Source organism: Pseudarthrobacter chlorophenolicus A6 (assembly GCF_000022025.1).
Lineage (GTDB): Bacteria > Actinomycetota > Actinomycetes > Actinomycetales > Micrococcaceae > Arthrobacter > Arthrobacter chlorophenolicus.
In genome coordinates, this window is record NC_011886.1 from 3,266,553 (window position 1) to 3,291,452 (window position 24,900).

Annotated in this window: 16 protein-coding genes; 8 read left to right on the forward strand and 8 right to left on the reverse strand. The window is 62.6% G+C overall.

Translation table 11 applies throughout. The features are described 5' to 3' along the window. Positions 1 to 28 precede the first annotated feature (28 nt). Both ACHL_RS14750 and ACHL_RS14755 read left to right on the forward strand, forming a co-directional pair. The gene (locus tag ACHL_RS14750) at positions 29 to 685 is read left to right on the forward strand and encodes a signal peptidase I (RefSeq protein WP_015938082.1); all 657 of its coding nucleotides are present in this window, start codon (positions 29 to 31) and stop codon (positions 683 to 685) included. Next, the gene (locus tag ACHL_RS14755; protein WP_015938083.1) at positions 682 to 1,077 is read left to right on the forward strand and encodes an Hpt domain-containing protein; all 396 of its coding nucleotides are present in this window, start codon (positions 682 to 684) and stop codon (positions 1,075 to 1,077) included. Before ACHL_RS14750 ends, ACHL_RS14755 begins: the two co-directional genes overlap by 4 nt. Before the next feature lie 17 nt (positions 1,078 to 1,094). Here the strand turns inward: ACHL_RS14755 and ACHL_RS14760 are convergent, their stop codons facing one another. Then, complete coding sequence (locus tag ACHL_RS14760; RefSeq protein ID WP_015938084.1) at positions 1,095 to 1,892, reverse strand: response regulator transcription factor; 798 nt, start codon at positions 1,890 to 1,892, stop codon at positions 1,095 to 1,097. Between the two features lie 154 nt (positions 1,893 to 2,046). Here ACHL_RS14760 and ACHL_RS23415 point away from each other — a divergent pair, with 154 nt between their 5' ends. Together ACHL_RS23415 and ACHL_RS14770 are read left to right on the forward strand one after the other, a co-directional pair. Beyond that, positions 2,047 to 2,481, forward strand: coding sequence for a hypothetical protein (locus ACHL_RS23415; RefSeq protein WP_015938085.1), 435 nt, complete (start codon positions 2,047 to 2,049; stop codon positions 2,479 to 2,481). Between the two features lie 726 nt (positions 2,482 to 3,207). Further along, positions 3,208 to 4,416, forward strand: a complete 1,209-nt coding sequence (locus tag ACHL_RS14770) for an SGNH/GDSL hydrolase family protein (protein WP_015938086.1) — start codon at positions 3,208 to 3,210, stop codon at positions 4,414 to 4,416. Here ACHL_RS14770 and ACHL_RS24940 read toward each other — a convergent pair. Continuing rightward, on the reverse strand, positions 4,401 to 4,613 hold the full coding sequence (locus tag ACHL_RS24940; protein WP_407681031.1) for a DUF6221 family protein: 213 nt from the start codon (positions 4,611 to 4,613) through the stop codon (positions 4,401 to 4,403). The genes ACHL_RS14770 and ACHL_RS24940 overlap by 16 nt on opposite strands. A gap of 365 nt (positions 4,614 to 4,978) precedes the next feature. On the opposite strand from ACHL_RS24940, the gene ACHL_RS14775 reads away from it, so the two are divergent. Then, positions 4,979 to 6,331, forward strand: a complete 1,353-nt coding sequence (locus tag ACHL_RS14775) for an SGNH/GDSL hydrolase family protein (protein ID WP_157672499.1) — start codon at positions 4,979 to 4,981, stop codon at positions 6,329 to 6,331. Between the two features lie 769 nt (positions 6,332 to 7,100). On the opposite strand, the gene ACHL_RS14780 is transcribed toward ACHL_RS14775, so the two are convergent. The 5 genes from ACHL_RS14780 to ACHL_RS14800 form a co-directional block, all read right to left on the reverse strand. After that, a complete protein-coding gene (locus ACHL_RS14780) occupies positions 7,101 to 7,499 on the reverse strand; it encodes an Hpt domain-containing protein (RefSeq protein ID WP_015938088.1) in 399 nt (132 codons plus the stop codon). Further along, complete coding sequence (locus tag ACHL_RS14785; RefSeq protein WP_015938089.1) at positions 7,496 to 9,490, reverse strand: glycosyltransferase; 1,995 nt, start codon at positions 9,488 to 9,490, stop codon at positions 7,496 to 7,498. The genes ACHL_RS14780 and ACHL_RS14785 overlap by 4 nt, the downstream gene beginning before the upstream one ends. Further along, complete coding sequence (locus tag ACHL_RS14790) at positions 9,490 to 11,184, reverse strand: glycosyltransferase family 39 protein (protein ID WP_015938090.1); 1,695 nt, start codon at positions 11,182 to 11,184, stop codon at positions 9,490 to 9,492. Before ACHL_RS14790 ends, ACHL_RS14785 begins: the two co-directional genes overlap by 1 nt. Beyond that, positions 11,174 to 13,186 carry a cellulose biosynthesis cyclic di-GMP-binding regulatory protein BcsB gene (locus tag ACHL_RS14795; RefSeq protein ID WP_244266475.1) on the reverse strand — a complete coding sequence of 671 codons (2,013 nt, stop codon included), beginning with the start codon at positions 13,184 to 13,186 and terminating at the stop codon, positions 11,174 to 11,176. Before ACHL_RS14795 ends, ACHL_RS14790 begins: the two co-directional genes overlap by 11 nt. A gap of 636 nt (positions 13,187 to 13,822) precedes the next feature. Next, a complete protein-coding gene (locus ACHL_RS14800; protein WP_139187413.1) occupies positions 13,823 to 14,896 on the reverse strand; it encodes a hypothetical protein in 1,074 nt (357 codons plus the stop codon). 829 nt (positions 14,897 to 15,725) lie between these two features. Between ACHL_RS14800 and ACHL_RS24200 the strand changes: the two genes are divergently transcribed. Beyond that, complete coding sequence (locus ACHL_RS24200) at positions 15,726 to 17,525, forward strand: hypothetical protein (protein WP_139187411.1); 1,800 nt, start codon at positions 15,726 to 15,728, stop codon at positions 17,523 to 17,525. 228 nt (positions 17,526 to 17,753) lie between these two features. Here the strand turns inward: ACHL_RS24200 and ACHL_RS14805 are convergent, their stop codons facing one another. After that, positions 17,754 to 19,004, reverse strand: a complete 1,251-nt coding sequence (locus ACHL_RS14805; protein ID WP_015938094.1) for a MinD/ParA family ATP-binding protein — start codon at positions 19,002 to 19,004, stop codon at positions 17,754 to 17,756. 3,302 nt (positions 19,005 to 22,306) lie between these two features. Between ACHL_RS14805 and ACHL_RS14810 the strand changes: the two genes are divergently transcribed. Further along, on the forward strand, positions 22,307 to 23,650 hold the full coding sequence (locus ACHL_RS14810; protein WP_015938097.1) for a nucleotide sugar dehydrogenase: 1,344 nt from the start codon (positions 22,307 to 22,309) through the stop codon (positions 23,648 to 23,650). Between the two features lie 56 nt (positions 23,651 to 23,706). Continuing rightward, positions 23,707 to 24,891, forward strand: coding sequence for a glycosyltransferase family 4 protein (locus tag ACHL_RS14815; protein ID WP_456107088.1), 1,185 nt, complete (start codon positions 23,707 to 23,709; stop codon positions 24,889 to 24,891). Positions 24,892 to 24,900: the final 9 nt, after the last annotated feature.

Genomic DNA, 24,900 nt, shown 5'->3' on the forward strand with positions numbered 1-24,900 from the left:
ACACCGCCAGACCTGAACCGAGGGCATCATGACCACGCACACCCAGTCCTACCCCGGACGGCGACGCGCCGCCGCCACGCCCTCGTACCCCAGCACCGCCGCAGTAACCCGGGCCGCGAAGGCCGCCGCGAAACTGGCCGGCAGGGTCCTCATGGTGGGCATCATGGTGGTGGCAGCGGCCGCTTTCCTCTTCCTGGCAGTAGGCCCCAGGGTGTTCGGCTACCAGACCTCAACCATGCTCACCGGCTCGATGTCGCCGCTGATCAACCCGGGCGACGTAGTGGTCAGCGTCCCCACCCCCGTCACCGACCTCAAGGTGGGCGACATCGTCACCTACCACATCCCCGTGGAGGACCAGCGGATCGAAACCCACCGCGTCACCGATGTGACCCGCGCCGGCGCCTCCACCACCATCCAGACCAAGGGCGACGCCAACAACGGCGCCGATCCCTGGAACGCCACCATGGCGGACGACCACGCCTTCACCACCGTGGCCGTCATCCCGCACCTGGGCGATGCCATCCGCGCCCTCCGCTCACCGGTAGTGGGGAAAGTCCTCCTTTACGGAGCGCCGGCAGTGCTGGTCCTCCTCCTGCTGACCAGCATCTGGTCGAAGCCCACGGAGCCCAAAGAATCCACCGGTTCCACCCCAGGCACGGCACTTCCAGCTACGATCCCCTCATGAGCCACGTTCGCGCTGACGGTCACGAGCCCACCGGGCAGTCCGACGGCGCCATCCTGGACAGGTCCTGCCTCGCCGACCTGGCGGACCAGCTCGCCTCACCGCAGGCGGCTGCCGAGTTCGCGGCAGTGTTCGTGGAGATGCTGCCGGGAAGGGTGGAGGCCATCGAGGCCCCGCTGGCGGATACCCGGGTGCAGGCGGCCCGCACGGCAGCACTGTCACTGGGGTCGTCGGCCGCGATGGTCGGAGCCCGGCAGCTGGTCCGCGATGCCGGGCTCATCAACCAGCACCTCAAAACCGGATCGCTGGAAGCGGCCCGGGATGTTGCGGCACGGCTCAGCGCGGACGCCGCAGCCGTGGCCGCCGCCATCGAAGACATGCTCGCCGGACAGTAGCCGTCAGGACGGGAGCGTCAGGACAGGGACGACGGCGGCACCAGGCCGTAGCCCACGCCCCGCACAGTGCGGATGATCTGGGCCTCGGAGCCTCCTGCACGGATCTTCCGCCGCAGGTTGCCGATGTGGACTTCCACGAGGTGCTCGTCCGTGGCCCATTCGTCGCCCCAGACCCGGCGGAGCAGGGATTCCTTGGTCCACACCCTGCGTGGCGCCCCCATGAACGCGGCCAGCAGGTCGAATTCGGTCCGGGTCAGCACCACCTCGTTGCCGGCCACGTGGACGGTGCGCGACTCGGTATCCACGCTCACGGACCCGTGAACGCTCGCCTCAGCATCCGCCGGAACCGCTGCAGCCTGCGCGGGCACCGCTGACTGATCAGGCTCCAAAGCCGCAGGCCCGGCAACCGCTGCCGTACCGCCGTCGGGCGCTCCGTTCCGGGGACGCCGGAACATGGCCGTGATGCGCGCCCCCAAGGACCGGGGGCTGAAGGGCTTGGTCACAAAGTCGTCGGCGCCGATCTGCAGCCCCAGGAGCTCATCGATTTCCTCCACGCGGGCGGTGATCATCACTACGTAGGCGTCGGAGAATTCGCGCAGGCGCCGGCACACTTCCGTCCCGTCCAGGTCCGGCAGGTTCAGGTCCAGGGTGATCAGTTCCGGCTGGTGCTCACGGATCCGGGCCAGCCCGTCCATACCGTTTCCGGCCACCACCACGTCAAAGCCCTGCATGCTGAGCGTCCTGTTCAGCAGCATCTGGATGTCTTTGTCGTCTTCAACTACAACGGCCCTGCGGTTGGCGGATTCATGTCCCATGATGCCTAGCATTCCAGATAAGGCAGCCCTAACCTGCCACGGTGACGGGGACTCGCGGGCAATCTTGAAGAAACCTTGAACTGTCCCCGGGCGGGTGTTGAAGCCAGGGGCCCAGAATTGAAACAAGCAACCACAACGGAAGGTACCAGCAGGCATGGGCACGTCACGGCACTCAGGCGCAGCACGGCATCTGCGCCGTCTTGTTGCCGGTCTGATCGTGGCCCTCTTCCTCGCAGCCACCCCCGCCATGGCCCAGGCCGCGTTCAGGGGCACCGCAACGGCACCGCTCTCCGCGTCCACCTACGTCATACCGGCTCCGGGCAGCATTGCCGGCACGTACTCCTGCGATACCACCCGGCCCTACGGCTCCACCATCAACGTCACCAGCTACGGCAAGGTTGCGCGGGCCACGGCCTACCAGCTCACGGTCATCGCGCCCGACGGCACCTCGCTGTCCCAGACCTTCACGGCCAGCACCATCAGCATGACCAAACCGTCCTCACTGAAGAACGGCACGTACATCTACGAACTCAGTGCCATGGTGGGTACGTGGACCGGCAGCCCCTACCGCGGTACGTACACCTGCTGACTTTGTGGCCGTCGACGCGCACATTCGATATCGCGGCCCAGATAGGGGGTGCGTCAGCGAACTTCCGCAGCGAAAACGGACATGGGCAGCGGAAAACTCGGGCGGCCCTACCCGGCTATGGCCGGTGCGCTGACGCGTCACCCCAGTACTGGTAGCTGTCGTAGCAGTCGCGGGAGCAGAACACCGCAGCCGGCGTGGGGAGAAGGGCCAGCCCGCAGTACCGACAGGTGGGCTTGGGTCGCAGAATCTGCTTCACGATTCTCAGCATGGATGAAGGCTAAGCGCCCAATCCGCGCCTGTGACCAGTGGAGCGATACCCCACTTTCCAGGCAAGTAATACCTACTCGCAACCAGCCCCGGCACGGTTCCTGACGGCAGGACGTCCGACGGCGGCGCAACGGTTGCAGGGGAATCGCTCTACGGCCACGCCTCGGCTTAGCGCCCTCATTGCCCGTCCCCCTCAAGCTCAAACAAGACTCCTGCCAAGAGCTGCCCGACCGGCTCTGTGCCATCTCGGGGGCAGCAACCTGGCCTGCAGGGCGGCGACTTCACGCCATCCTCCTTGTCCGCACCGCAGACAACATAGACCTCCGCCAAGTCATCTTCAAATAACTGCAGTTCGAGACACGGACGCCCGGGAGGTACATCGGCGCCGGACGCGGGACGCTTCGAATTAGCCAGCGAGGGGAAGTTTCTGCCACGATTGCCACAGCTACGGCACCCAAGTTGGACGCCACAGCGGCGGCCGTAACGTACGGCAAAAAGGACCTGCTGAGTTTCGTCACGCTGGGCGACTCCCGCACCCAGTTCAACGGGAACATCCGTCAGGAAGATGTCTCCGGCGGCGGCGACGCCATCACCAAGCTCGACCGGGGCTACATGACCTGGGCGCAGGTCCTGCTGCGGCAGCGTATGCGCTGGATCAAGAATGGCGGCGTCGGTGGTGACACCACGGCCATGATGCTCGCCCGAACGGACGCGCTGCTGGACCTGAACCCCGGCTGGCTCATCGGCTTCGGGGTCATCAACTCCGTCAACTCAGACGTCCCCTCAGCCACCATCATTTCCGAACTGGGACAGATCTTCGACAAGTGCGCCGCCCGAGGCGTCAAAGTGGTCTGGGGCACCGACTGGTGCTCCACCAGCACCAACACCATCGCCCGGAAATCTGCCCTTTACGGCACCAACGAGTGGCTGCGGCAGCAGGTAGGCGTACGCCCGGACTTCTACCTTGCCGACTATGCCACGGCCATCGTGGACCCCACCACTGGCACGCCCTACGCCGCGCTTGCGTCGGACAACCTGCACCAAGACGGCCCCGGCGGTCTTCGGATGGCTCGCCAGTTGGTCAAGGTACTGTCGCCGCTGATCCCGCCGAGTGACCGGCTCATTGTCTCGAACCTGGACACCACTAACCTGCTGTTGAACGGGATGTTCGAAGGTGACGGAGGCACGGGGCGCGCCACCACTTGGGCATCTGGAACCGGCGGCACTGCCACCTATGCCAAGGTCGCCCGCACGGACGGCGTGCCCGGATTCTGGCAGCAGGTCACCGTGAGCGGCGCGACCGGTTCCCGTCTCCGCGAAGACCTGCTTCCCGGAGTGGCCGGCTCGTGGGTAGAAGGTGACAAGGTCCGCTTCGAGATTGAATTCGAAACGGACGCGGCCGGCTGGAACGCCTCCCAGTTCTACGCCGGCATTCAGGTCTTCGGCGCGACAGGCATTCTCCACGCCACCGACTGCGTCCACTCCAGCGGTACAGCGGCACAGACCGACCGGCCAGAGTCTGGAATCTGCCGCACCCCGGCCATCACCATCGGCGCCGGGGCAACCACCGTCCGGGTGTACGTGACGCTGGTGGGAGACGGCACCTACCGCGTGGCCAGGGCACGACTGTTCAAGGCCACATACCTCCCGCCTCAGTGCGTTGACTGATAGTCGGGGTGGTCCGCGTAGATTGCGGCAAGAGCCCGCAGCGTGGGGCAGGGTAGTCTTCCACAGCTGCATGCTGCGGGCTCTATCGGAAAAGCAGGATCATCAACGGTGTATGTCGGGGTCGTATGGACGGCGAGAATTTGCCGCTTTGCTGCACACTCAGCCGCCATCCGGCCCTTCTGCCACCCAAGCTCCATTGCACCGGCCTCATCTTCCGAGATCCGCGCTTCCAAAAAGTCCCTGAGGTTCACAACAACTAGTGAATCGCCCGCCGATCAGTATTCGCACCAGTAGTCGGTACTCGTTTCGTTCCAGGTCAGATGATTCGCGTCGGCCTTCGCGATCATCTACGACGGCGTCCGCTGGTTAGTTCGTTTGGTTGTAGAAAGCCCTCGCGCCGCTGAAATTCGGCGGGGCGGGGCGCTTCTCATGTTCACGAAGAATTCGCTATCCCATCACGATTTAACGGTTTCCCGACAGCCGCCATATGCTATGCTCGGCGGCCCAGAGGGGCCGCTTTTCGTGTATCCACCGTCACTGGCGGTGTCATGGGGGCATAACTTTGGAACACTCTGCACAAACTCATTTACAACGCCGCGCCTTTTTCCGCTTTGGCAGCGCCGCAGCAGCAGGCGGCGGGTTGCTCGCACTAAACACAGTGAATGCGGCTCCGGCCGATGCGACCACCCCGGCATCCCTGTCCATCCCATCGTGGGGAACAACGACACGGAGTTACAACGAAGCACTGGATGCCTACAACCTGCGGCCCAACAATCTCTCCCGATGGCGAGCTGCGCGGACACGAGCCGCCGCGGGGTTGGGCACGGGCCACATCACCACGTTCCTCGACTCCATCACTGCCACCCAGGGCGTACCCGGCGTATCGGAACCGAAATACGCCAACGCCTGGTACGGGCGACTGAACCGCATGCTGGAGGCCAGCTATGGCCGAGCCGGCTCGGGCATCGTCGTCCCCTGGGACCGGTGGTACGACAAACCTGCCGAAGACGCCAGATTGACGATGACTGGAACCGTCACCAAACATACGTTCGGCCCACACCAGCTCGGCTGCATCCGATGGCTCAATGGCGGAGGCGGCAACTTCGTGGAGTTCACGGACACCTGTACCGAGTTCGTGCTCTACATGGTCAATGGAGGCTCACGGCCGCGAGTCCAGGTCGATGGCGGCCCAGTGAAGTTCATTGCCGGCAACCCGAACACCGACGTGGCCCAGACGGACTATGATCCGGAGCCCGGCTACCAGAAGACCGCGACCGGCTCCACTGGCCAGATCGTCACCCGCGTTCCCGCCGGCCCGTTCGCACCGCACACCATCCGCATCTACGCGCCGACGAACAACACATCGTACGCCTACCTCATAGGCATCGAAGGCAGAACAGGCGCCGCCGGCATCCGGGTATCCAACCTGGCGCGCTCTGGTCTGAAAATGGCCGAGTTCATCCGCGATGACTCGGCCGCATACCTATCAGGCCTGCCGACCTCACTCGACATGCCCAAAGCCGACCTCGCCATCATGCTGCTCGGAATGAACGACTACCAAGCGCACAGAGACATCCCCACATTCAAGGCAAACGTGACGACAGTGGTGCAGCGCCAGAAATCCTCCGAAGCGTTCAGGGCGAACGGTGATGTGCTGCTAGTGACCTGTCCGCAGCCGAACTACTCTTACCCGATCCCGGCCGATGGCGTGCTGACGCCGCCTCTGGCCGAGTACTACACCGCCCTGTACGAGGTGGCTGATGAGCAGGACATCCCGCTGCTTGATCTCGCCAACCGGTGGAAGGACTTCGCGACCAGCAACGCACTAGGCTACTTCGCTGATCCGCTCCACCCGAACAACCTCGGCAGCGAGGAAATCGCCACCGCCATCCACAACGTCTTGATGGCGGTCTAACCCGGCGGTCGAATACGGCTAAGCATGAGCCTTTGAGAAGCCCTGCGAATCGGTATCCCACGCGGGGCTTCTCGCTTCCCTGCACACGGGCAGATAAATCCGGTTAAGTTCCGTCACCTTGAGGTGAACCATCGTCCGGATGACTCATCCACGGCGCGCCGTCGACGTTTGTCACGAAGCGGCTTTTAGCCCGGGTGCACACAAGGCACTGGTCGGCTCACCCGGGTGAAGAGTTGTCCCGGCTAACGGCCATGTTGGACCCAGGAAGGCCGTTCCGAAGTCCTCTGTGAAAGTGATGCTCAAGCTTGGGCAGGACTCATAGCCGGAACTGCGCTTCCAGTTGGCCGCGATTCCGAAGGTGAACCATATCACCGTGGCGGGCGGCGACGTCGTTGTCATCCTCTAGTTCGTGCCGTGTACAACATCGGCTCCCGGTGGGTGACCTTCGACTTTCTGCGCCCCATGCCCGGTGGTCACCGGCCTCGCGCAGCGCTGGCTTGTGTCAGCTACTGGTCCGGCAAGCCGCTGCCCTGCGAAAATTACAGCTCAGTAAAGAGTTGCTCCGCCAGCAGCCAGGATTGCTTGAGAGCAGTACGGGTATTTCGGCTTGGGCCGCAGTTCCTGCTTCACGATTCTCAGCATGGATGAAGGCTAAGCGCCCGGTCCGCGTCTGTGACCAGTGGAGCGATACCCCACTTTCCAGGCAAGTAATACCTACCCGCAGCCATCCCAGGCACCGGTTTCTGACGGGTGGGAAGGGCGCGGGGCATCACCCTTGGGAGTCGGAACTTACGACGGCGGCCCGGCCGGCAGCCAGCACGGCCGCAACGGAGGCGTCCAGCACCTTCAGCAGCGGTTCCGCGGCTGCCCAGTTGCCCGTGCACACCAGCCCCTGCAGGGCCTCGGCGAGCGCCGAAAGCCGGCGGGCGCCCACCATGGTGGAGGAGACCTTCAGGCTGAGGACCCTGTCCATGGCCGCCTCCCCGTCCTCAAGGGCCACGGCGGCGCAGAGGGTGGCCAGCCGTTCCGGGAGGAAGTCCAGGTAGGCGGAAAGGAACGTCAGTGCCGATGGGTGGTCCAGTTCCTCCCCCATCTCCCGGATGCACGCCGGGTCCAGGACGGGAAGGCCCTGAAGGGGAAGGCCCAGCGTCGGAAGGTGCGCGTTCATGCGGTCCACCGCCCGTCGTCGTGATACTCCTCATCCAGCCCGTGCGGGGTCTTCTCCCACTTGTGCGGGCTGGTGAGCATCTGCCAGGCGGCGCGCCACGCGGCCACCGAGTGCAGCACCCAGTACGCCGGGTTCAGTAACGCGAAGATGGCGATCCGCCATCCGTGCCGCCGCCACGTGGCCACCCCGGACACCACAATCATCATGGCGTTGCCGAACAGCATGGACACCACCCCGCCCACCAGCAGCCACTCGGGCAGCACCAGGCCCACGAAGTTGTAGCCCACGTAGGTGACGATGGTGAAGCCGAGCACCAGCGGGTAGGCCAGGAACGCCAGCGGGGTGCCCAGGATCAGGCCCAGGAACCCCACGGCGCCGGCCACCCCGGTGCGCTGGATGTACCGGAGCGTGTTGCGGGTGTTCACGGCGGCGGTGACCATGTAGCCCTTGATCCAGCGGGTGCGCTGCTTGATCCACGCCGGCACCTGCGAGCAGGCCTCCTCCCACGTGGTGGAGTTGATGACGCCCACGCGGTAGCCCTCGACGGCGGCACGCAGCCCCAGGTCCGCATCTTCCGTGACGTTCCACGGGTCCCAGGCGCCCACCAGCCGCAGCAGCCGGGTATCGAAGTGGTTGGACGTGCCGCCCAGCGGCAGCGGGATGCCGGAGCGGTCCAGGCCCGGGAGCATGGAATCGAACCAGTGGGTGTATTCGATGGTGAACAGCCGGGTGAGGACGTTCTGGTCCGCGTTGAAGTAGTTCAGGGCGGCCTGCACGCAGATCAGCGGCCGGCGGTCCGGGTCCAGGTACTGCCGCTCGAACGCGTCCTTCCGGAAGGCGTGGATGGCGGCGCGGAGCTGGCCGGGATCGGGCCGGTCCTCGGCATCGTAAATCACCACGTACTCGCCCCGGGCGAAGGTGAGCCCGTAGTTGCAGGCCCGCGGCTTGGTTTGCGGTTCGCCGCGGGGCACCACCAGGATCCGCACGTACTCGGGCGGGCGGGAGCGCTTGGCGGCCTCGATGGTTTCGGTGTCGTCTTCCTCCAGCAGCACCAGCACGTCCAGTTTGGACCGGGGGTAGTCCAACTGGCCCAGGTTGCTGAGGAGTTTGTCGATGATGTTGGCCTCGCGGAACACCGGGATGAGGATGGTGTACACGGGCAGGTCCGCGTCCGGAATCCGAGCAACCTCCTCCACAGGCAGGCCGCGGCGGCGGAACTCCCGGGCACGGGCCTTCGCCGCGGACCGGTCGTGCAGCGCGTCGAACGGCTGGCGCAGGCTGGCCACGGTCTTGAAGCCGATGCTCACCAGGAACACCACGTTCACGGCGGTGAGCAGCACGATGGTGGTCAGCAGCGCATCCAGCGCCAGCCCGGCCAGCAGGGCGCTGAGCAGCACGGCGGGCAGCAGCGCCTGCCACCGGGTCAGGGCGGTCCGGGCCGAGCCGTCCGGCAGTTCCTCCGCGAGGCGTTCTGCGGATTCGTAGAGCAGGTGGTTGCGGAAGGCCCGCTGGATGGAGTGGTTGATGTCCCAGTCCGTGGTGGTCCGGAACACCACGTCCGTGGCGCCGGTGGCCCGCATGGCGGCGGCGCGGATCTCCTCGCTCGGTTTCACGGCGGTGGCCACGGTGAGCACGCCGTCCTCCAGGTGCCACGGCAGCCAGCCGGGCTCGGACACTTCACTGAACTGCAGGCGTTCCAGCAGCGCATCGTCCGAGGGGTGGGACACCAGGTCCACCAACGGCGCGTCCCACTGTTCGGCCAGGACCTCATACACGTGCCGGCGGTTCAGCCCGGTTTCGAGGATGATGTGCCGGCCCAGCAGGCCGCCCTCGGTGGCGGCGCGCTGCAGGGCGCGGTCCAGCTGGTCGGTGGTGATCAGGCCGGCCTGGAGCAGGGTCTGGCCCAGCGCGAGCGACTGCCGCCCCGGGCCAGCAGCCAGCGGCCCGGGGACGGGGCCTGGCGGGTCGAGAACCGGTACTGCCTCGGACATCAGTCCACGGTCCTTTCGTAGATCCGGTGGGTGGGGCTGGTGAACGCCACCGCGTAGCGGGAGTTGAAGGTGGGGTCGGCGCTGATGGCCTGGTACACCAGGTCCGTGAAGCCCGAGTCCTGCGGCCCGGCGCCGGCCTCCACGTTCACGAACACCCATTCGGCGTACCGGGCGGGTTCCTCGAGCGCCGGGGCGAAGTGGTCACCGGAGGCGCGGTTGTAGATGTTGCCCAGCGGGATGCCCATGGTGGGAAGTACCGCGTTCCCGCGGGCGCTTTCGTCCATGAGGATCCCGCCGCCGTCGTAATGCTCCTTCAGCCAGCGGGCTGCGGCGAACGAATCGGTGTTGGACTCGTGGGACATGCGCCCCTCGGCCAGGATGGCCAGGCGGCCGGCGGGGTCCTGCAGCCACCACGCGTTCTGCGCGGCGAGGGCCAGCAGGAGCGCGGCGGCCACCAGGGAGCGCGTACGACGACGGCGCGTCGCCTCGTGCACGAACGCCGCCACCAGCACGGCGGCCAGGGGCAGGGCGGTGAGGGCGAAGCGGTTGTTCCACCAGGTGCTGGGAAGGGAGTGGTCGTTGTTGATGGCGGTCTGCCCGAGGTACAGGCTCACCAGGGCGAACGCGTAGGCGCTGCCGGTGACCGCGACCAGCAGCGTGCTGGTGGCCAGGCCGCGGCGGAACACCACCACCACGGCACCGCAGGCGGCGGCGAGCACCACCGCGCCCAGGGTTTCGAACAGGGACCAGTGGAAGGTCCAGAGGGTCAGGCCCAGGTTGCCCTTGGTGGGGAGCAGGCCGCCGTCGGTGATGTTCTTCTGCTGCGCGTAGGCGGAGTACTGGCCGAACATGAACTCCAGCGGGTTGCCGTAGATGGCCCAGTTGTAGGAGAGCCACCAGAGCACGGCGGCGGCGGGGACCATGGCGTAGCCGGACGCCATTTTGAGGGCTTCGCGGACCTGCCCGGACCGGCGCAGCTCGGTGATGAGGACGAACAGGGTGCCGGTGAGCACCAGCGCCCAGCCCTCGTAGCGGGACAGCACAGCGGCGCCGGACGGGATACCGGCGAACACGGCGAGTTCCCCGGCGCTCATCCGGCGGCGGCTGGTGGCCCAGTGCGCCAGCCCGGCCATGCCGGCCACCAGGCACATCAGCAGCACTGGTTCGGTGAGGGCGGTGGTGTAGGTGTAGAGGATGGCCGGGTTGGCCAGGACCACCAGTACGGCGGCGAGCCGCCCGGCCCGGCCGTAGCCCAGGCGTGCGGCGATCCGGTAGAGGCCGGAGGCGGTGGCGGCCAAGGCCAGGATGCCCAGGATGCAGGCGCCCCAGCCGGTGCTGAACATCCAGAGGTTGATGATGAACGGCATCAGGAGCAGGTGCGGCATGGGCAGCCACACGGTGCCCAGCTGTTCGAAGCCGGGGGCTTTGCTGTCGAACACGCGCCGGGCGATGGTGAGGTGGCTTTGGGCGTCCGAGTAGTCCAGGTTGCTGCCGGAGCTGGTGGTGTAGAGGCAGGCCAGGAACCCCACCACGGCCGCGGCCCCGGCGATCACGGCGGTCCCGGGCACGTGCCGGCCGGCCACCGGGGCGCCGAGGGACGCCCAGGTGAGGCGCAGCCACGGGCGCCGCTCCCCCGCGCTTTCCGTTTCCGGGGCGGGTTGGGTGGCCGGCGGGGCCTGGAGGCTACTGGCCACTGGCGGTGTCCGCGGCGGCAGCCTGTTCCCGGGCTGCCGCGTAGGCGCCGGCGTGCCGTTGGTGCCGGCGGCGCAGGAGGACGCGGGCCGTGAAGGCGAGCAGCAGCACGGCAGCTGCAGCGACGATCCAGAGCGCCAGGGGCCGGAACCCGTCCGTCACTTCGGCCTGGGGTGTGATGGCGTTGCTTTCGAGCAGCACGGGGTAGCCGGTGGTCTGGGTGACCAGGAGGTTCCGGGAGAGGGCGCTCCAGCCGCCGGGCAGCTGCAGGACGTGGGCGGCCAGGCTGCCCTGGAGCGTGCCGGCAGTGGTGGCGCCGGTGGCGTTATCGGGGGCCCAGCCGCCCAGGAGCAGGAGGTTGCGGCCGTTTTGTTCGAACCCTTCCAGGACGCCGTAGGGGGCGGTGGTGCCCACGCCGAATTCGATGTCGCGGGCCGCCACGGTGCGGAAGCCGGCCAGGCGGAGCGGTGCTGCCACCTTCTCGGCGGTTTCTGGGGTGGCGCCCACCAGGAGGCCGGAGTCGCTGGAGTCCCGCAGGCCCGCGGTGTCGGTGAGGCGGACGTCCAGGAGCCCTGCGGAGTCGCGCTGCAGGGCGAAGGCGAGCGCGGCGGCGCTGATGGTGTTCTCCTGGGCGGTGGCGCCGGCGTCGAACGCTATGGGCAGGGTGCTGCCCAGGACCTGGGGGAAGCGGGCGAAGCCGGGCTTGAGGGAGTGGCCGCGTTCGGCGCTGAGTTTGCTTCCGGTGGTGTCCACGGTGAGTTCCATGGGGAGCAGGCCGGCGGGGCCGGAGCAGTCGCCGCCGGCGGGGAGGGCGGTGAGGCGCAGGCGCAGGCCGTTGCGGGACTGGATCTGCCCGGCGGGGACGTTGGCGGTGAGGTCGAAGGAGTCGCCGTCCAGGGTGTGGGAGCTGAGCAGGTAGTCGTTCCAGTAGACGGAGAGGGCTGCCTGTCCCCCGGCGGGCACGGCCGTGTGGGTGCCACTGAGGTGGAGGGTGACGGCGGAGACGGGGCCGCCGAACTGGGACTGGTTGACGCCCAGGTAGGTTTCCTGGGTGCCGTAGCCGGCCAGTTTGATGGTGTTGGCGCCGAGGTCCGCGAGGGTCTGTTCGGGCCCGGCGGCGGCGGGGACGGTGGCGGTCATGCCGGTGACGGTGGTGGAATCGGCCAGGGCCGACTTGGTGTTGGCCAGTGCCTGGGCGGCGGTGCGGAGTTCCTCGCCGTGGCCGGTGAGGGCCAGGGCGGGGCGGCCGGCCTGGGTGGTGAGGGTGGCGCTGACGGCGTCCTGTTCGTCCGGTGTCGCGGCGGCGATGGTGATGATCCGGGAGCCGGCGGGCAGGGCGGCTGCCCGGGCGGCGGCGTCCGGTTCGGGGACGAGGGTGAGGGCGGCGTCCGGGTAGCGGTGGGCCACGGCGGCGGAGGCGGCCAGGATGGCGGCGGAAACGTCCGACGGCGGATTGCCCGGCACCGGGATGAGGACGGCGGGCACGGAGGGAGCCAGGAATTCGGCCACGGTGGCAGGGGCGGCCTCGGTGCCGCTGGTGGCGAGGGCCACCTTGCTGAGGGTGGCGGCGGACTGGGCGGCGGTGCAGACGTTCTGGACGGCGGGGAGGTAGTCCAGGGTGAGAACCAGTTGGTGGTCCGTGAGGTCAGCGGCGGTGACGGGCGCGTCCAAGGTGAGGGCCGCGCCCGCGGATGCTTCGAGGAGGGTGCGGCCCCTGGCGGTGACGCGGAGGGTGCCCTGGACGGCCTGCCCGGCCACGGCGATGGTGCCGGTGACACGGGTGGGGTTCAGGCCGTTTGCCACCTGCAGGGCCAGCTGCTGCCCGGTCTGGCCGGGCAGGGCGGACACGGAGGCGGTGGACGCCGGGGCTGCCGTGCCGTCGGTGTGCGAGGCGGGGAGATTGGCTGTGGCCGCTGCGGGGGTGGCGGCGTTCGCGGCGGGTGCCGCGAGGAGGAGGCCGGTGGCAAGCAGGGAGGCGCAGGTGAGCACGGTGCTCCCTGCCATGAAACGTGAAAGCATTCCCTAAGCTTCTGCGGGCCACTTCAAGGGAGGGCGATGCCTACGCTCAAGACTTGGTCAAGAAGTTGGGTTGGGGCTGGTCAATGGGTTGCACGCCGATTTCATGCGGTCGCGATACAGCACCGCGCGCCCACCGGTGGCCGCCGACGGAGTGCTGTCCCGGTGCCCGACAGCATTGGGCCCTTCGTGGGGAAAGTTCGCCGTGTCAGGCCCTCTGTTGCGTCATCGCTACACACCTGAGTACACAAAATTTACTGGGGCTCTCAACTCATAAGGCTGTACTGCCACTACGCGTCTGTCGCTACGCACCGGGCGGACACGATCGCCTACCCCGTATTAGACATGGGGACCCGCAACGAGGCCTATTTAGGTTGCCGCCCCCGTTCGATCCCTTCGCGCCTCCACGGAGTCGGCGCTCGAAGTCGCCCAAATCGGGATGGCAGTTCCACGCGGGCGTGTCACTATTGGAGTCGGCTTTGTCGCTGGACTCCGATATGCCACCAACATTTGGTGCGTGCAAATTACGAAGAGCACCTTTTTCCGAATAGACCCCGGCGTACCGACAAGGAGGCAGTTCTCCCCTCACTGGGTAAAACGCCCTCCCCGCCCCATCCAACAGGGCTAGTAACGGGACGCTGGGGCCGGTGGGCGCGCAAAGACATTCTGTGCCTTCCTCCGTAGATCTTCTGGAGTTTCCTTCCGGCGCCTCCGCTGAAGCTCAGTTACTGCCATGCCCGCGACGAAGAAGAAGATGGCCTGCCACTGCGTGATGAGCGAGGTGACTAGGACGATCGGCAGTTGGCCAAGTAGCGCAATGGTTGAAGGACCTGCCTTTCCGCGTATAAACGCGAATATCGCGTATAAGACTGGCATGAGCAGCATAATAGCGATAATCCATCCGAAATTAAGGGCAAACCGAAGCGGCGTGCTATCGATCACCATGAGCCCCGGCACGTTGAGCGCGCCATCATCGAGCGTGAGGCCGCTGGCGGGCCCTACTGGATTGAGAAGGCCGAACGCCACGTCGAGCTGGTTAGCTCTCGCGTCACCCGAACTGGCTACTTCGTCAGCCGCTTCCCCGGAATAAAGCAAGTCGAAAAGTAGGTAGACGATCACTACGCCGGCTGCTGCTGCAAGAACGGACCAAAATCGCTTGCGTCCGGTAGCCAAAGCTACCGCTCCCAGTCCGAGTGTCACGACCATCGCGACCAGCGGACCGCGGCTCAGCGAAACGACGATGCCGCCGATCAAAAGCCACTGAGTCCACGTTCCGGCCCTACCAAGCTTTTTGGTGAATGGAAGCGCGAGGGCTAAGCAGGCTCCAAACGCGATTGCGTGACCCATGGAAGCCTCCGACCGCTTCAGGGATCCCCTTTCCTGGATCAGATCCCAGTGATGGTTTACGGATAGGAACCAACCGGTGAAGGGATGCCAGTCGAGCGCGAATTCGAATAATCCAAAAATTGCAACGCCTACCATGATGATCGCGAAACTCTTCTGGATGCGTGGATCTGCAACACGGCCAAGTGTGTAGGCGACGGCTGCAACCGTGACGAGGCCAACCAACGGAAACGTCGGCAGATGACCCGCAAAGGTATAGACAGTGACCACAACGAGGGCAAGCAGAAGTACGGTGTCGACGGCGTGCAATTTTGGCTTCGGTGACCGCCGCGAAAAAATAATCCCGATGAGCACAGGTAAACCAATAAGTGTCGCCGGCTGGAGACTAAGCCCCGCGAGGCTAATTCGGGTCCAAAACGGGACGAAAGAAACGACTGCTAACCAGAGTACTATGCCCACCCTGGGTCGCGCATACGACAGTGCAGCCATGGCAGCAGCGGCGAGTCCGCCCAACATAAGTGTTGGTTCGAACACGACGCCTAGCACCGCAGCCCCTACAACCAGTGAACTACCTACTAGCCAGCCGAGAGTATTTTTCACCAAGCTCCATTTTCCAGTTCATAGATTTCTTTACAGCTTCCTGAGAAAACCCGAGGAATAGTTTGCCAAATCGACGGAGGTGGATCACTCTTTCCACCAGGCGAGCCGCACTTCTTGTTGACGGTGCGCGACCTCGGATTCGGGCTGGACGCGAGGAGCGGAAACGGAAAACTGACCTCCGTTAGGCAGCTGCCATGGAGGCGGCCAATCACCTGGTACTGCCTGGAACGTCAATTGAATGTCCCCCGGTCGATCCTGAACATGATTCTAGCGGGTGCTGACCCCGCGATTCGCTACCATCAGCAGGCCGTCGACATCTGTGATCGCGGATCCAAACCACATGTCGGTATTTCGCGGGAAGGCTTGTGACACAAGCAGGCGTAAAACGAAAGCATGCGTTGGCTTCCGGGGCCTGAGTACACCTGTCAGTTCGGCCAACACGGGATGGGCATTAACTGAGTAATTGGCGACAGACCGCAAGCGTCTATCGCCCCAAAGATAGGTAGCTTTCACGGTGGATCGAGTTCGCGGCACTGAATAGCTTCTTAGAACTTAAGTTTCCAGGGCTGGAAAGGCGCTGAATATGAAGTTTTCTCAAAAACACGATCCTGCCGAAGCTAGCGAGGAGTCGTCGGTGGGGCGGCGCGCACTCCTAAGGCTTGGAACGATAGCTACTGCTATGACGGGGGCCTCCGCTGTCTCGACGCTACAGAGTGCCTCAGCGTCTGCAGCTATCGGGGACCTTACTTCCCCACCCGGCTATGTCCCACTAACCGAAAAAGGCGCACCCCTAGGAGTGGCTACCTTGGACGGGAAGTCTAAGGTACCTGCGGCGATGCTTCCTGATCTCTCGGGTATCTACGGGAGGGCGTCTGCCGCCGAAGTTTACGCGGCAAACTTTGGGACAATCGGAGACGGCCAAGCTGACGACACGAATGCGCTCCGTGTTGCGTTGACATCTGCAGCCGGGAAAACACTTGTTGTTACCCAGATGCACCGGATCACGGGGTCCCTCGCGCCTTCGACTTTAGAGCCCACGAATATAGTATTTCGGCCCGGCGCTGGGTTGATTGTCGACTCGGACGTTGTCGCTATCATGCATCAAGGCTCCGCGGGTGCCGCAATCGCGGTAACAGGCGGATCGGCGGCCGGTTCAACCACGTTAACCGTCGCCGACGCTTCAGTCTTCACAGCCGGCGGATATCTAGTGCTCAAGTCGGCTGACATGCTCACGGATCCTGCACGCACGACTTACCGCGGAATGCTCGCGCGAGTCACCGAGAAATCCGGCAACATCCTCACCTTAGACAACCCCGTATACCGAGATATGCCTACGCGTCCCGAAGTAGTTCCGGTGATTCTTGCGCCTCGGGTAACGGTTGACGGTGGCGACTTCAGCCATACAAAGCCGGTTGGCCCCACAGGTTTTAGGTCAGCATTATTGTATTTCGCCTTGGCACTCCACCCGACGGTGCGCGGGATCGACGCTCATGACCTGGGCGGACCAGGAGTGCTAGTTTCACACGTGGACGGAGGTTCCTTCTCAGGAAATCTTACGGACCTGACAAATGATCCCGACAACGGGCACTTCGGGTACGGCGTTAATGTGGGTGGGACGACACGATACTTCCGCGTAATTTCCGGAACAGCGAGGCGCGTAAGACATGGGTTCACAACTGGCCACGGTGGTGGACCGTCTGTCGTGAACAGTGTGGGCGACCCCTTCCGCAATCATGTATCGTCGGATTTCCTCGTTACAGAGGGGCGAGACGCCGGATTGGACACTCATGCCCAAGGCTGGGGAAATATCATCGAGCCAAATGTTGACTGCTGCCGGATCGGTATTCAGGACCGGGCCCAGTTCACCATTTTTAGCGGAGGCATTGTGTCCGGCTCAACACTCTACGGCGCCAACATCTCCTCCGAAGCTACTGGCACTCTGATCGACGGAACGAATTTCGTTAACACGCCCACCAAAGCTGGGTCGGTTATCCGGGCAGCGGGAACCACAGGGGTCTTGAAGGACGTATATATCCCGCTACCACCAAACGCTGTACCGACGGTGTCGGGCGGAGGGCAGGTGGAGGTACGCGGTTCCTCATTCGTTCCCGGGTACAACTTCAGTCGGCCTGGCACTTTCGGCCTCCTCGGAAAGCGCGGCATGTCCGTGAGCGCCAACACTGACCTCAAGCAACTAATTGTCGGGCTCCTCGGATTACCTGCTGGCGGCGCAACGCCTCTGAACTTGAACGGGGGTTCGCTTACCGCCGGAAACGTCGATCTGGCAGAATCCTCGGGAAGTCTAATGTTAAAGTCTCCCGACGGTACTCGGTACCGGATCACGGTGGCCAATGGGGGCGCCGTCACGGCAATCAAGATCTGAAGTCGAATTGACCTCCCTTTATGGCGAACTGCCCCTAGGGTTTTTACTCCTGCATAGTCGAGAAAATTCTTTCGGCCATATTCTTCCGCGGGATCTTTAGCTCTGGTGAACGAGCACAAACTCGAATCAGAACATCCGCTCGCTAGATAGTCGTGACAATGATTAATCTAGCACCAAGGCGTCAAGGACCCGACCAGCACTGAAAGCACTCCGAACGACGACGCGTAACTATCGGTAACCGTCGACGATTGCCGCGGCGATCTCCTTGTATGCCCGCCGCGTTTCGGATTTAAGTACATCGAGGGTCACCAAGTCGCCGTCTGCAACGCCTCGGTCGTGGGGAACCGCGATGAGCTGACGGCAGATCCCGGACAGGTGTTCCTCGATTGCGTCCTTGTCTACGCGGGACGACACTTCGTCCTTGTCGGTAATCACGACGATGGCGTTGCGGGCCAGATCCTCATATCCGTGGCCGGCCAGCCATTGCAGCGTGCTGCGGGCACGCTTAGCGCCAGAAACCGCATAGCCAGCGGCGATGACCAAGTTGTCCGCAGACTGCAGGATTCCGCTCATCGCATTGTGCGTCACGCCCGTGCCGCAGTCGGTCAGCGCCACGGAGTAGTAGCCGGAGATGAGCTTCCGGATCCGCAGGTACTCCTCGGCGGTGAGAGAGTCCGAGACTTCCGGGTCCTGCTCCCCCGCGATCAGGTGCAGCCTGCCAGCGTGGTGCATGTATCGTGCCAGCGCGGTCAGGGAGTCGATGGATTCGATGTTCTCCAGCAGGTCCGTAATGGTGCGCGGAGCGGCCTGCTGGTAGATGCCCTCGCCCAGCGCACGCTCCACAAGGTCGCCTGAGTCCGGGTTTGCATCAATGGCACAGGGTGCATCGCCACGGAACTCGGCAAGGGTGAGGCCCACACCGACAGTGGTGGAGGTCTTTCCGATGCCGCCCTTGAGGCTCAGAATGGCGGTGTTGTAACTGCCCTGGAGCTGCCGTGAGATACGGCGGGCGAGTTCATCTTCCTGGCGCTGCTTGGGCCCCGGTCCCATGTTCCACGAGCCCCCAGTCAGCTTGTACATGGCGCCGCGGAAGCCACCCACGGGGCGTGGCTTCTGCTCCTTGACGAACAGTCCGGGCGAGCTGATGAAGTCCGGAGCGGGATTGCCGGCGATTGCGTCAGCCACCGTGGGGCGGCTTCGGCGGAAGGCGGGCGACGGCTCAGGGGCAATGTCCCGCTGCGGGACAGAGACTTCCTGAGCGGCTTCAGGAGCGCTCGCGTCACCGCCAACAGGGGAAGTGGGAGCTTCCGGCCGGGTAGCAGACTTCGCGGAAACTGGCAGTCGTGTAGGGGCCGCAGGCCCCGGCGGAGCGGGCTTGGCCGCGTCGGCCGCGGCCGCAGCTTCCGCCCAGGAAGAGCGGCGCAAAACGGGCCCTGCGGCGTCGTTCTTACGAGGAGTATTCGGGGTTACGGCTGGCATGGTTCCTGTCCAGGCATCCTCAAGCGAGCCGTCGGCACGACGAATGTCGCGGCGTCGGCGCAGCTGCGGCTGCCCTGCATCTTCTGCTGGGGCACCTGCATTTTGATCCGCCGGTTGTGGCATGTCTGTCCCCCGGACGCTCGGCAATCTGTTTTGCAGCTTTAGTTCAGGAAGTAAGTCTAGGGGTTGTGAACGGCGTGCTTGGCCAAGCCACCTGCTCAGTGCTGCGTAAGGGCGGCCACAACTGCACAAACGGTAAGCAAAAGGAGGACGGATAGGATGGTGTAGCCAACCCACTTGGGACGGCCTTTGTGCGGGTTTATATCGACATAAGGCATGTCAGCGCTGATTACCTCGAGATGCGAGACGGACGGGGATCGGCAGTGCCGCGGCGCCTGAGCCGCAGCATCTGGTTGAAGGACGGTACTAGGAACGACTAAGTACCGAAGTAGACACACCGCGAAGAGGCGTGGGCTGAAAGCCTTATCGCATTAGGAAGCCGTGCATAAGAGAGCAAATCATGGCACACGGCTATTGACAAATCGGTCAATCCCAAGCCGCGAATAGTCGCGGACGAATCACTCAATTGAGTTTGTCGAGCCAGACCTAGCACCCTACCGATGCTACGTCTCTGGTAACACCGCAGTCAGACCGAGCTTCAAAGTTTCGCGTGGGTGCCTAAAGCTGCACAGCTCAGAGTCCCAAAAGTTATCCTCGGGCCCAGCGCTATGTCCCGGTATGGCTTTCGACCTTCCCAGCCTGGCTTGCCGGCAACATCTGTCGTTTGTCGTCCTGAACGGCCTCGATAAACAAAGGCGCACTGAATCGCATCGCCAGCTTCGTTTTGGGGCCTCAACAACCGTAGGACGTCGGTAATCGGCTTGCACGGCTACAGCGTCTGTGTGCGTTCCTGCCTTTTGCGGCCTATTGTGCGATTGCTCGCGTGGCTAGGCGCCCGCAACGAATACTCAGATGGTCGGGCGCTCCGATTTCGACGCCGAAGGCCGGGTGAGCGCTGCCCCCGACGATTTAACACACCATCCAGCCCCTGCCCAGCAGAAGGGAAGGAAGCCCGACGTTGGCAGGATAAGAAATGACGAGGGTATGAAGTCCGCACCCGAAGCGCTGACAATCGGCATCACCAGCAAAGGAGGCGCAGGAACTACTAAGAACGAAGGCAACGGCTAAACGATCAAGGACGGGCGACATGACATTTTCCAAACGGACGGATAAGGATACCGAGGAGGACAAGGCCGCAATAGCCGGGACGCTCCTGGCCATAACACCTGGGCCTATCAGCCGAGTCTCCTGCCGCGGGGCCACCCGCCGCCGTTTATCCTTCCAAGGGCAGTCCTGAAAGACGCACGAGGCGGGACCTGCCATGCAAGTCCGAGAAGACGAGTGTCTGCATTCGGCGAGAACGTTCATCACCAATCGATTACGCAGGCTGGCTGGCTCGCAGGTCTAATGGCTGAGACGGCCCCGACGCCTCAACGCCGCGCCATTCGAAGCTGATCCCGCTGGGGGCGCCGGTCAGAGTCATTCCTGAACCTGACCCGCAGAACCGCGAAAGACCGTCACGGAAATACGAGTACCAGCTACTGGTGCCTTATTGGCGTCGTCTCAATAAGTTGGCCCAAGACAACTTCAAATGCTCAAGTCAAATCACTCAAGGAGTAGACGTTGGCAGCAGAGGCAGCAATCCTAGGTATGAATAAGTCCTCGTTAGAGGCGGCACACGGGACCGAAGAATCACGGACAGGCCAGGGGAGATCGAAAAGCACCCGAGCGGACACACAAGCTGCTTTGGACTTACGACGTCTGTCGAGATCTGCCGCCGACGCGCTTAGCACGTCATCGCAGGTGAGGGTGGAGTGCGCAATTACCTTCACGAAAGCGGGGTGCCATCCCATCACTGCTGCAAGCGAAGACCGCGCCGAGGCCCTTGCACTCTCGGAATACCTATTTGAAAAGGGCCCGTTGCAACAAGCTATGCACAACGGAAAGCCCGTAGTGGTGAGAGCAACCGGCGGTGATCCGACATGGCAGCCTTTCCGCTGCCGCTTCACGGATGCGGGGTACGAAGGGGTTCTTGTGGTACCAGTCTGGGTGGGGGCCCACACCGCGTGCACTGTCGCATTCTTTGGACCTGTAGGTTTTTGTATGGACTCAGAACAGATCAAGGACGCGGCTCACGTGGCCGGACTTGCGGGCCACTCACTAGAACGTGTACTCACATAACAAGATGGCGTTCGATGCTCGCGGAGAATTTCGTTCCGAGCCTTGCACTACCAAATTTTGGGTTCTCGTCGATGCGGGCCTGGCGCCGGAACGATCCTTTAGCGAATAGGTGCTGGCTTGCCGGCGAGAAACTTGATAATAGGTATCATTGAACTCATGGGGACCAAACAACATAAGACATACTGCGCTTCGTGCGGTAGGACCACAAACCACGTTACAACCTACTTGACGACAGTCGGCGGGACCATGGTCGCCGCAGTAGAGTGTCGTGAAAATTTAGACTTGCCAAGCTAAATCCGCCTTGATTCAGGCAACAAGTCTCCTTCGAATTCTTTAAGTCATGAAACACCCCCCTAAAGGGGAACCTTCTGCTCAATTCCGCGCGCTAGGACCATCCAAGCCTCATCTCGCAACACAATAACCGCAACAGTCGTCACACAAAAGACACCCCGGCGCATTGGCCTCTAAACAAATCAGCGCGATTAAATTACCGCGATTGCGGCAAGCTACCTTAAGTTTCCAGTAAAACAATCTTCTTTTGCAAGAAGCACTCTCTTCGAACAGATGCGTATCGACGGACGCAACTCAGTCTTCTGCAAATTCCAAAGGGTACGAGTCGCTTAATTATCTTCCGCACAGACTATCAAAAGGCGTGGACGCGGAAGGACCATTTTTCGTAGAACTAGTTAACCAGAACGAAATCTGTCACCGTTATGCTGCATCTGTCGAGGCGAGGGATATCCACAAGTCCATCTACGGCAGCAAAGAGATGAGGTGCTCAGTGCAAACCCCAACCATCAGAGCCTCTAGATGACCGTGCACATCGTTTCTGGAAGAAACTCCAGGCAACAACGTTCTTCGCGGTAAGACTACGGTGGTCGTGTCAACTCTGCATCCGAACAGCCGCCGCGCGTATGTAACCGAGGTCAGTGTCGCTGCTTGTAACAAGCGGCCAGCTCTCCAGCGCCGCCGTATACTAGTCGAAGCCACGGGGGCAATCCCGTCATCCATGCGTCTCAGCGCAGTTTATTTCGGTCTCATTCCAGTAACACGGGGGAAAAATGAAAATAGCAGTACTTGGCCTTGGCTACGTTGGGTGTGTAACGGCCGCATGTCTCGCCGAAGCAGGGAACACCGTCATCGGCGTGGATCCCGCCCCCAAAAAGGTCGCCGCAATTAATAGCGGGATGACGCCTATTGTCGAGCCCGGCCTGGCAGAGCGCCTTGCAAACGCACACGCCAGTAAGCGCATTAGCGCCAGCACTGACGTGGGCGTAGTCAAAGACGTTGATGTAGCAATTGTGTGCGTCGGAACACCATCAGCCGAAACTGGCGAACTGGACTTGAGATACGTCGAAACCGTTGCAACGGAAATCGGTCGCGGCCTGCCTGACCGTTCCACCCCCCTCACCATTATGCTCAGAAGTACGGTCCTGCCAGGAACGACCGCTATGAAATTCATTCCATGGATTGAGAAGGCTTCCGGGCTCATCGAGGGGCGCGATTTCTTCGTTGCCTTTTGCCCGGAGTTCCTTAGGGAATCAACTGCCATTTCCGACTTCTACAACCCGCCCTTCACGGTCATTGGCGTTGAGTCTCCGTCCGCGGCAGAAAAACCCAGCGAACTACTCAGCTTCCTCGATACACCCGCCGAGGTAGTCTCCACAGGCGTGGCAGAGGCGCTCAAGTACGCATCGAACGCTTTTCATGCAGTTAAAGTGGTGTTCGCAAATGAGATTGCGCGCGCGTGCGCAATCTCAGACGTTGACGCCCGCGCCGTCATGCAGCTGTTCGTCCAGGATCGAGAGCTCAACATTTCACATCGGTACCTGCGTCCCGGATTTGCCTTCGGCGGCTCATGCCTCCCCAAGGATGTGAAAGCCCTACAGCACTACTCGCAGAGCCGCGGCCTTGACCTTCCAATGATCGACAGCCTGACCGCTTCCAACGATGTCCACATTCAGCGAGTTGTCACCATGGTGGAAGCTTCAGGTGCGAAGACCGTCGCGCAGGTGGGTCTGACTTTCAAACCATCAACGGACGACATGCGCGAAAGCCCCTTTGTCAAGGTCGCTGCCAAGCTCGTTGAGATGGGGATCGAGGTCCGTGCGTACGACCCTATAATCGACGTGGAAAAGTTGATGGGCGCGAATCAGAGCTTCGTGGAAGCTGTCCTGCCCGATCTCGAGTCCATGCTGGTTGACGATTTGGAAGAAGCGCTGGTTGGCGCAGATCTGGTCCTGCTGGGCACTAACGCAGCAGATGTTTGTGAAATTGTGCTTTCCGGTCCCTCTGTGCCTGTAGTTGATCTTTCAGGGTCGCTTCCAAAGCGCGTAGAAGATTCTCTTCGAACGCGGGAAACTTCATCGCTCCTTGCTGAGTCTTACGTTGGAGCAGCCTGGTGACAGCACCACTCGTCTTAGTCCTTGTTCAGAATCTTCCGCTTCCAGGCGACCGACGCGTGTGGCTTGAATGTCGATCGCTGCGGGACGCTGGCTACCGGGTGGCAGCAATTACGCCGGCGGCGGCTGGCGACCCTGCCTACGAGGAGTATCAAGGTGTTCACCTCCACAAATATGCGCCTCCCGGTGAAACATCGAGTTTGTGGAGCTTTATCTGGGAATTTATTTATTGCTGGGTCCAGACGTTCTTCCTGACTCTGCGTGTCTGGAGGCTTCACGGAAAGCCAGCCGTAATTCAATCGTGCAATCCGCCCGATACTTTCTTCCTCATTGGCTTCCTACTTCGGCCGTTCGGCGTTAAGTTTGTGTTCGATCAACACGATCTCAACCCGGAAGTCTACGAATCCCGGTTTGGGAAAAGAGGGTTTTTCCACTGGGCACTCGGAGTACTGGAAAAGCTGACTTACTCAACTGCCCAAGAAACAATAGTGACAAATGAGTCCTACGCCGAGGTTGCCCGCACGCGCGGCGGAGTACCAGCAAACAAGGTGACTGTGGTTCGAACCGGTCCCGATACGACGCTGTTGAAGCCCAAAGCGCCCAATGAGGACCTCAAGCGCGGTAGAAAACACCTAGTCCATTTCCACGGCGTCATGGGGCCACAGGATGGCGTTGACCTTGTCATTGACACCATTCATTACGTTACTTCCTCTCGGGCGAGAAAAGACGTGACTTTCTCAGTGCTTGGGAAGGGTGACGAATGGGAACGACTCCGCGCCAAGGTGACACAACTCGACCTCGAGGATTTCGTCTATATGCCAGGGCGTGTTACTGACAGCGAACTTTTTGATTACCTCAGTACTGCTGATGTAGGGCTCAGTGCCGACCCTCCTGGACCGTTGAATAACGTGAGCACCATGAACAAGACCATGGAGTACATGGCCTTTGGCGTTCCTGTTCTTGCTTTTGACCTGAAAGAAACACGTTATAGCGCGCAGGATGCGGCTGTTTACGTCGATTCACCGACTCCGGAAGCCTACGGCGAGGAACTTCTGCGGATGCTCGACAACCACCAGCTTCTCGTACGACTCGGTGAAGCCGGTCGGGAGCGCGCTACGAAGGTATTGGACTGGAAATTCCAAGCACGGCAATATCTAGGCGTCTTCGAACGCGTCGTGGGTCTCCCAAAGGGCGACCAGCAGCGTGGTGCGCGGACCTCCGAGCGTAGTAGCGCACATTCATGAGCCATCTTG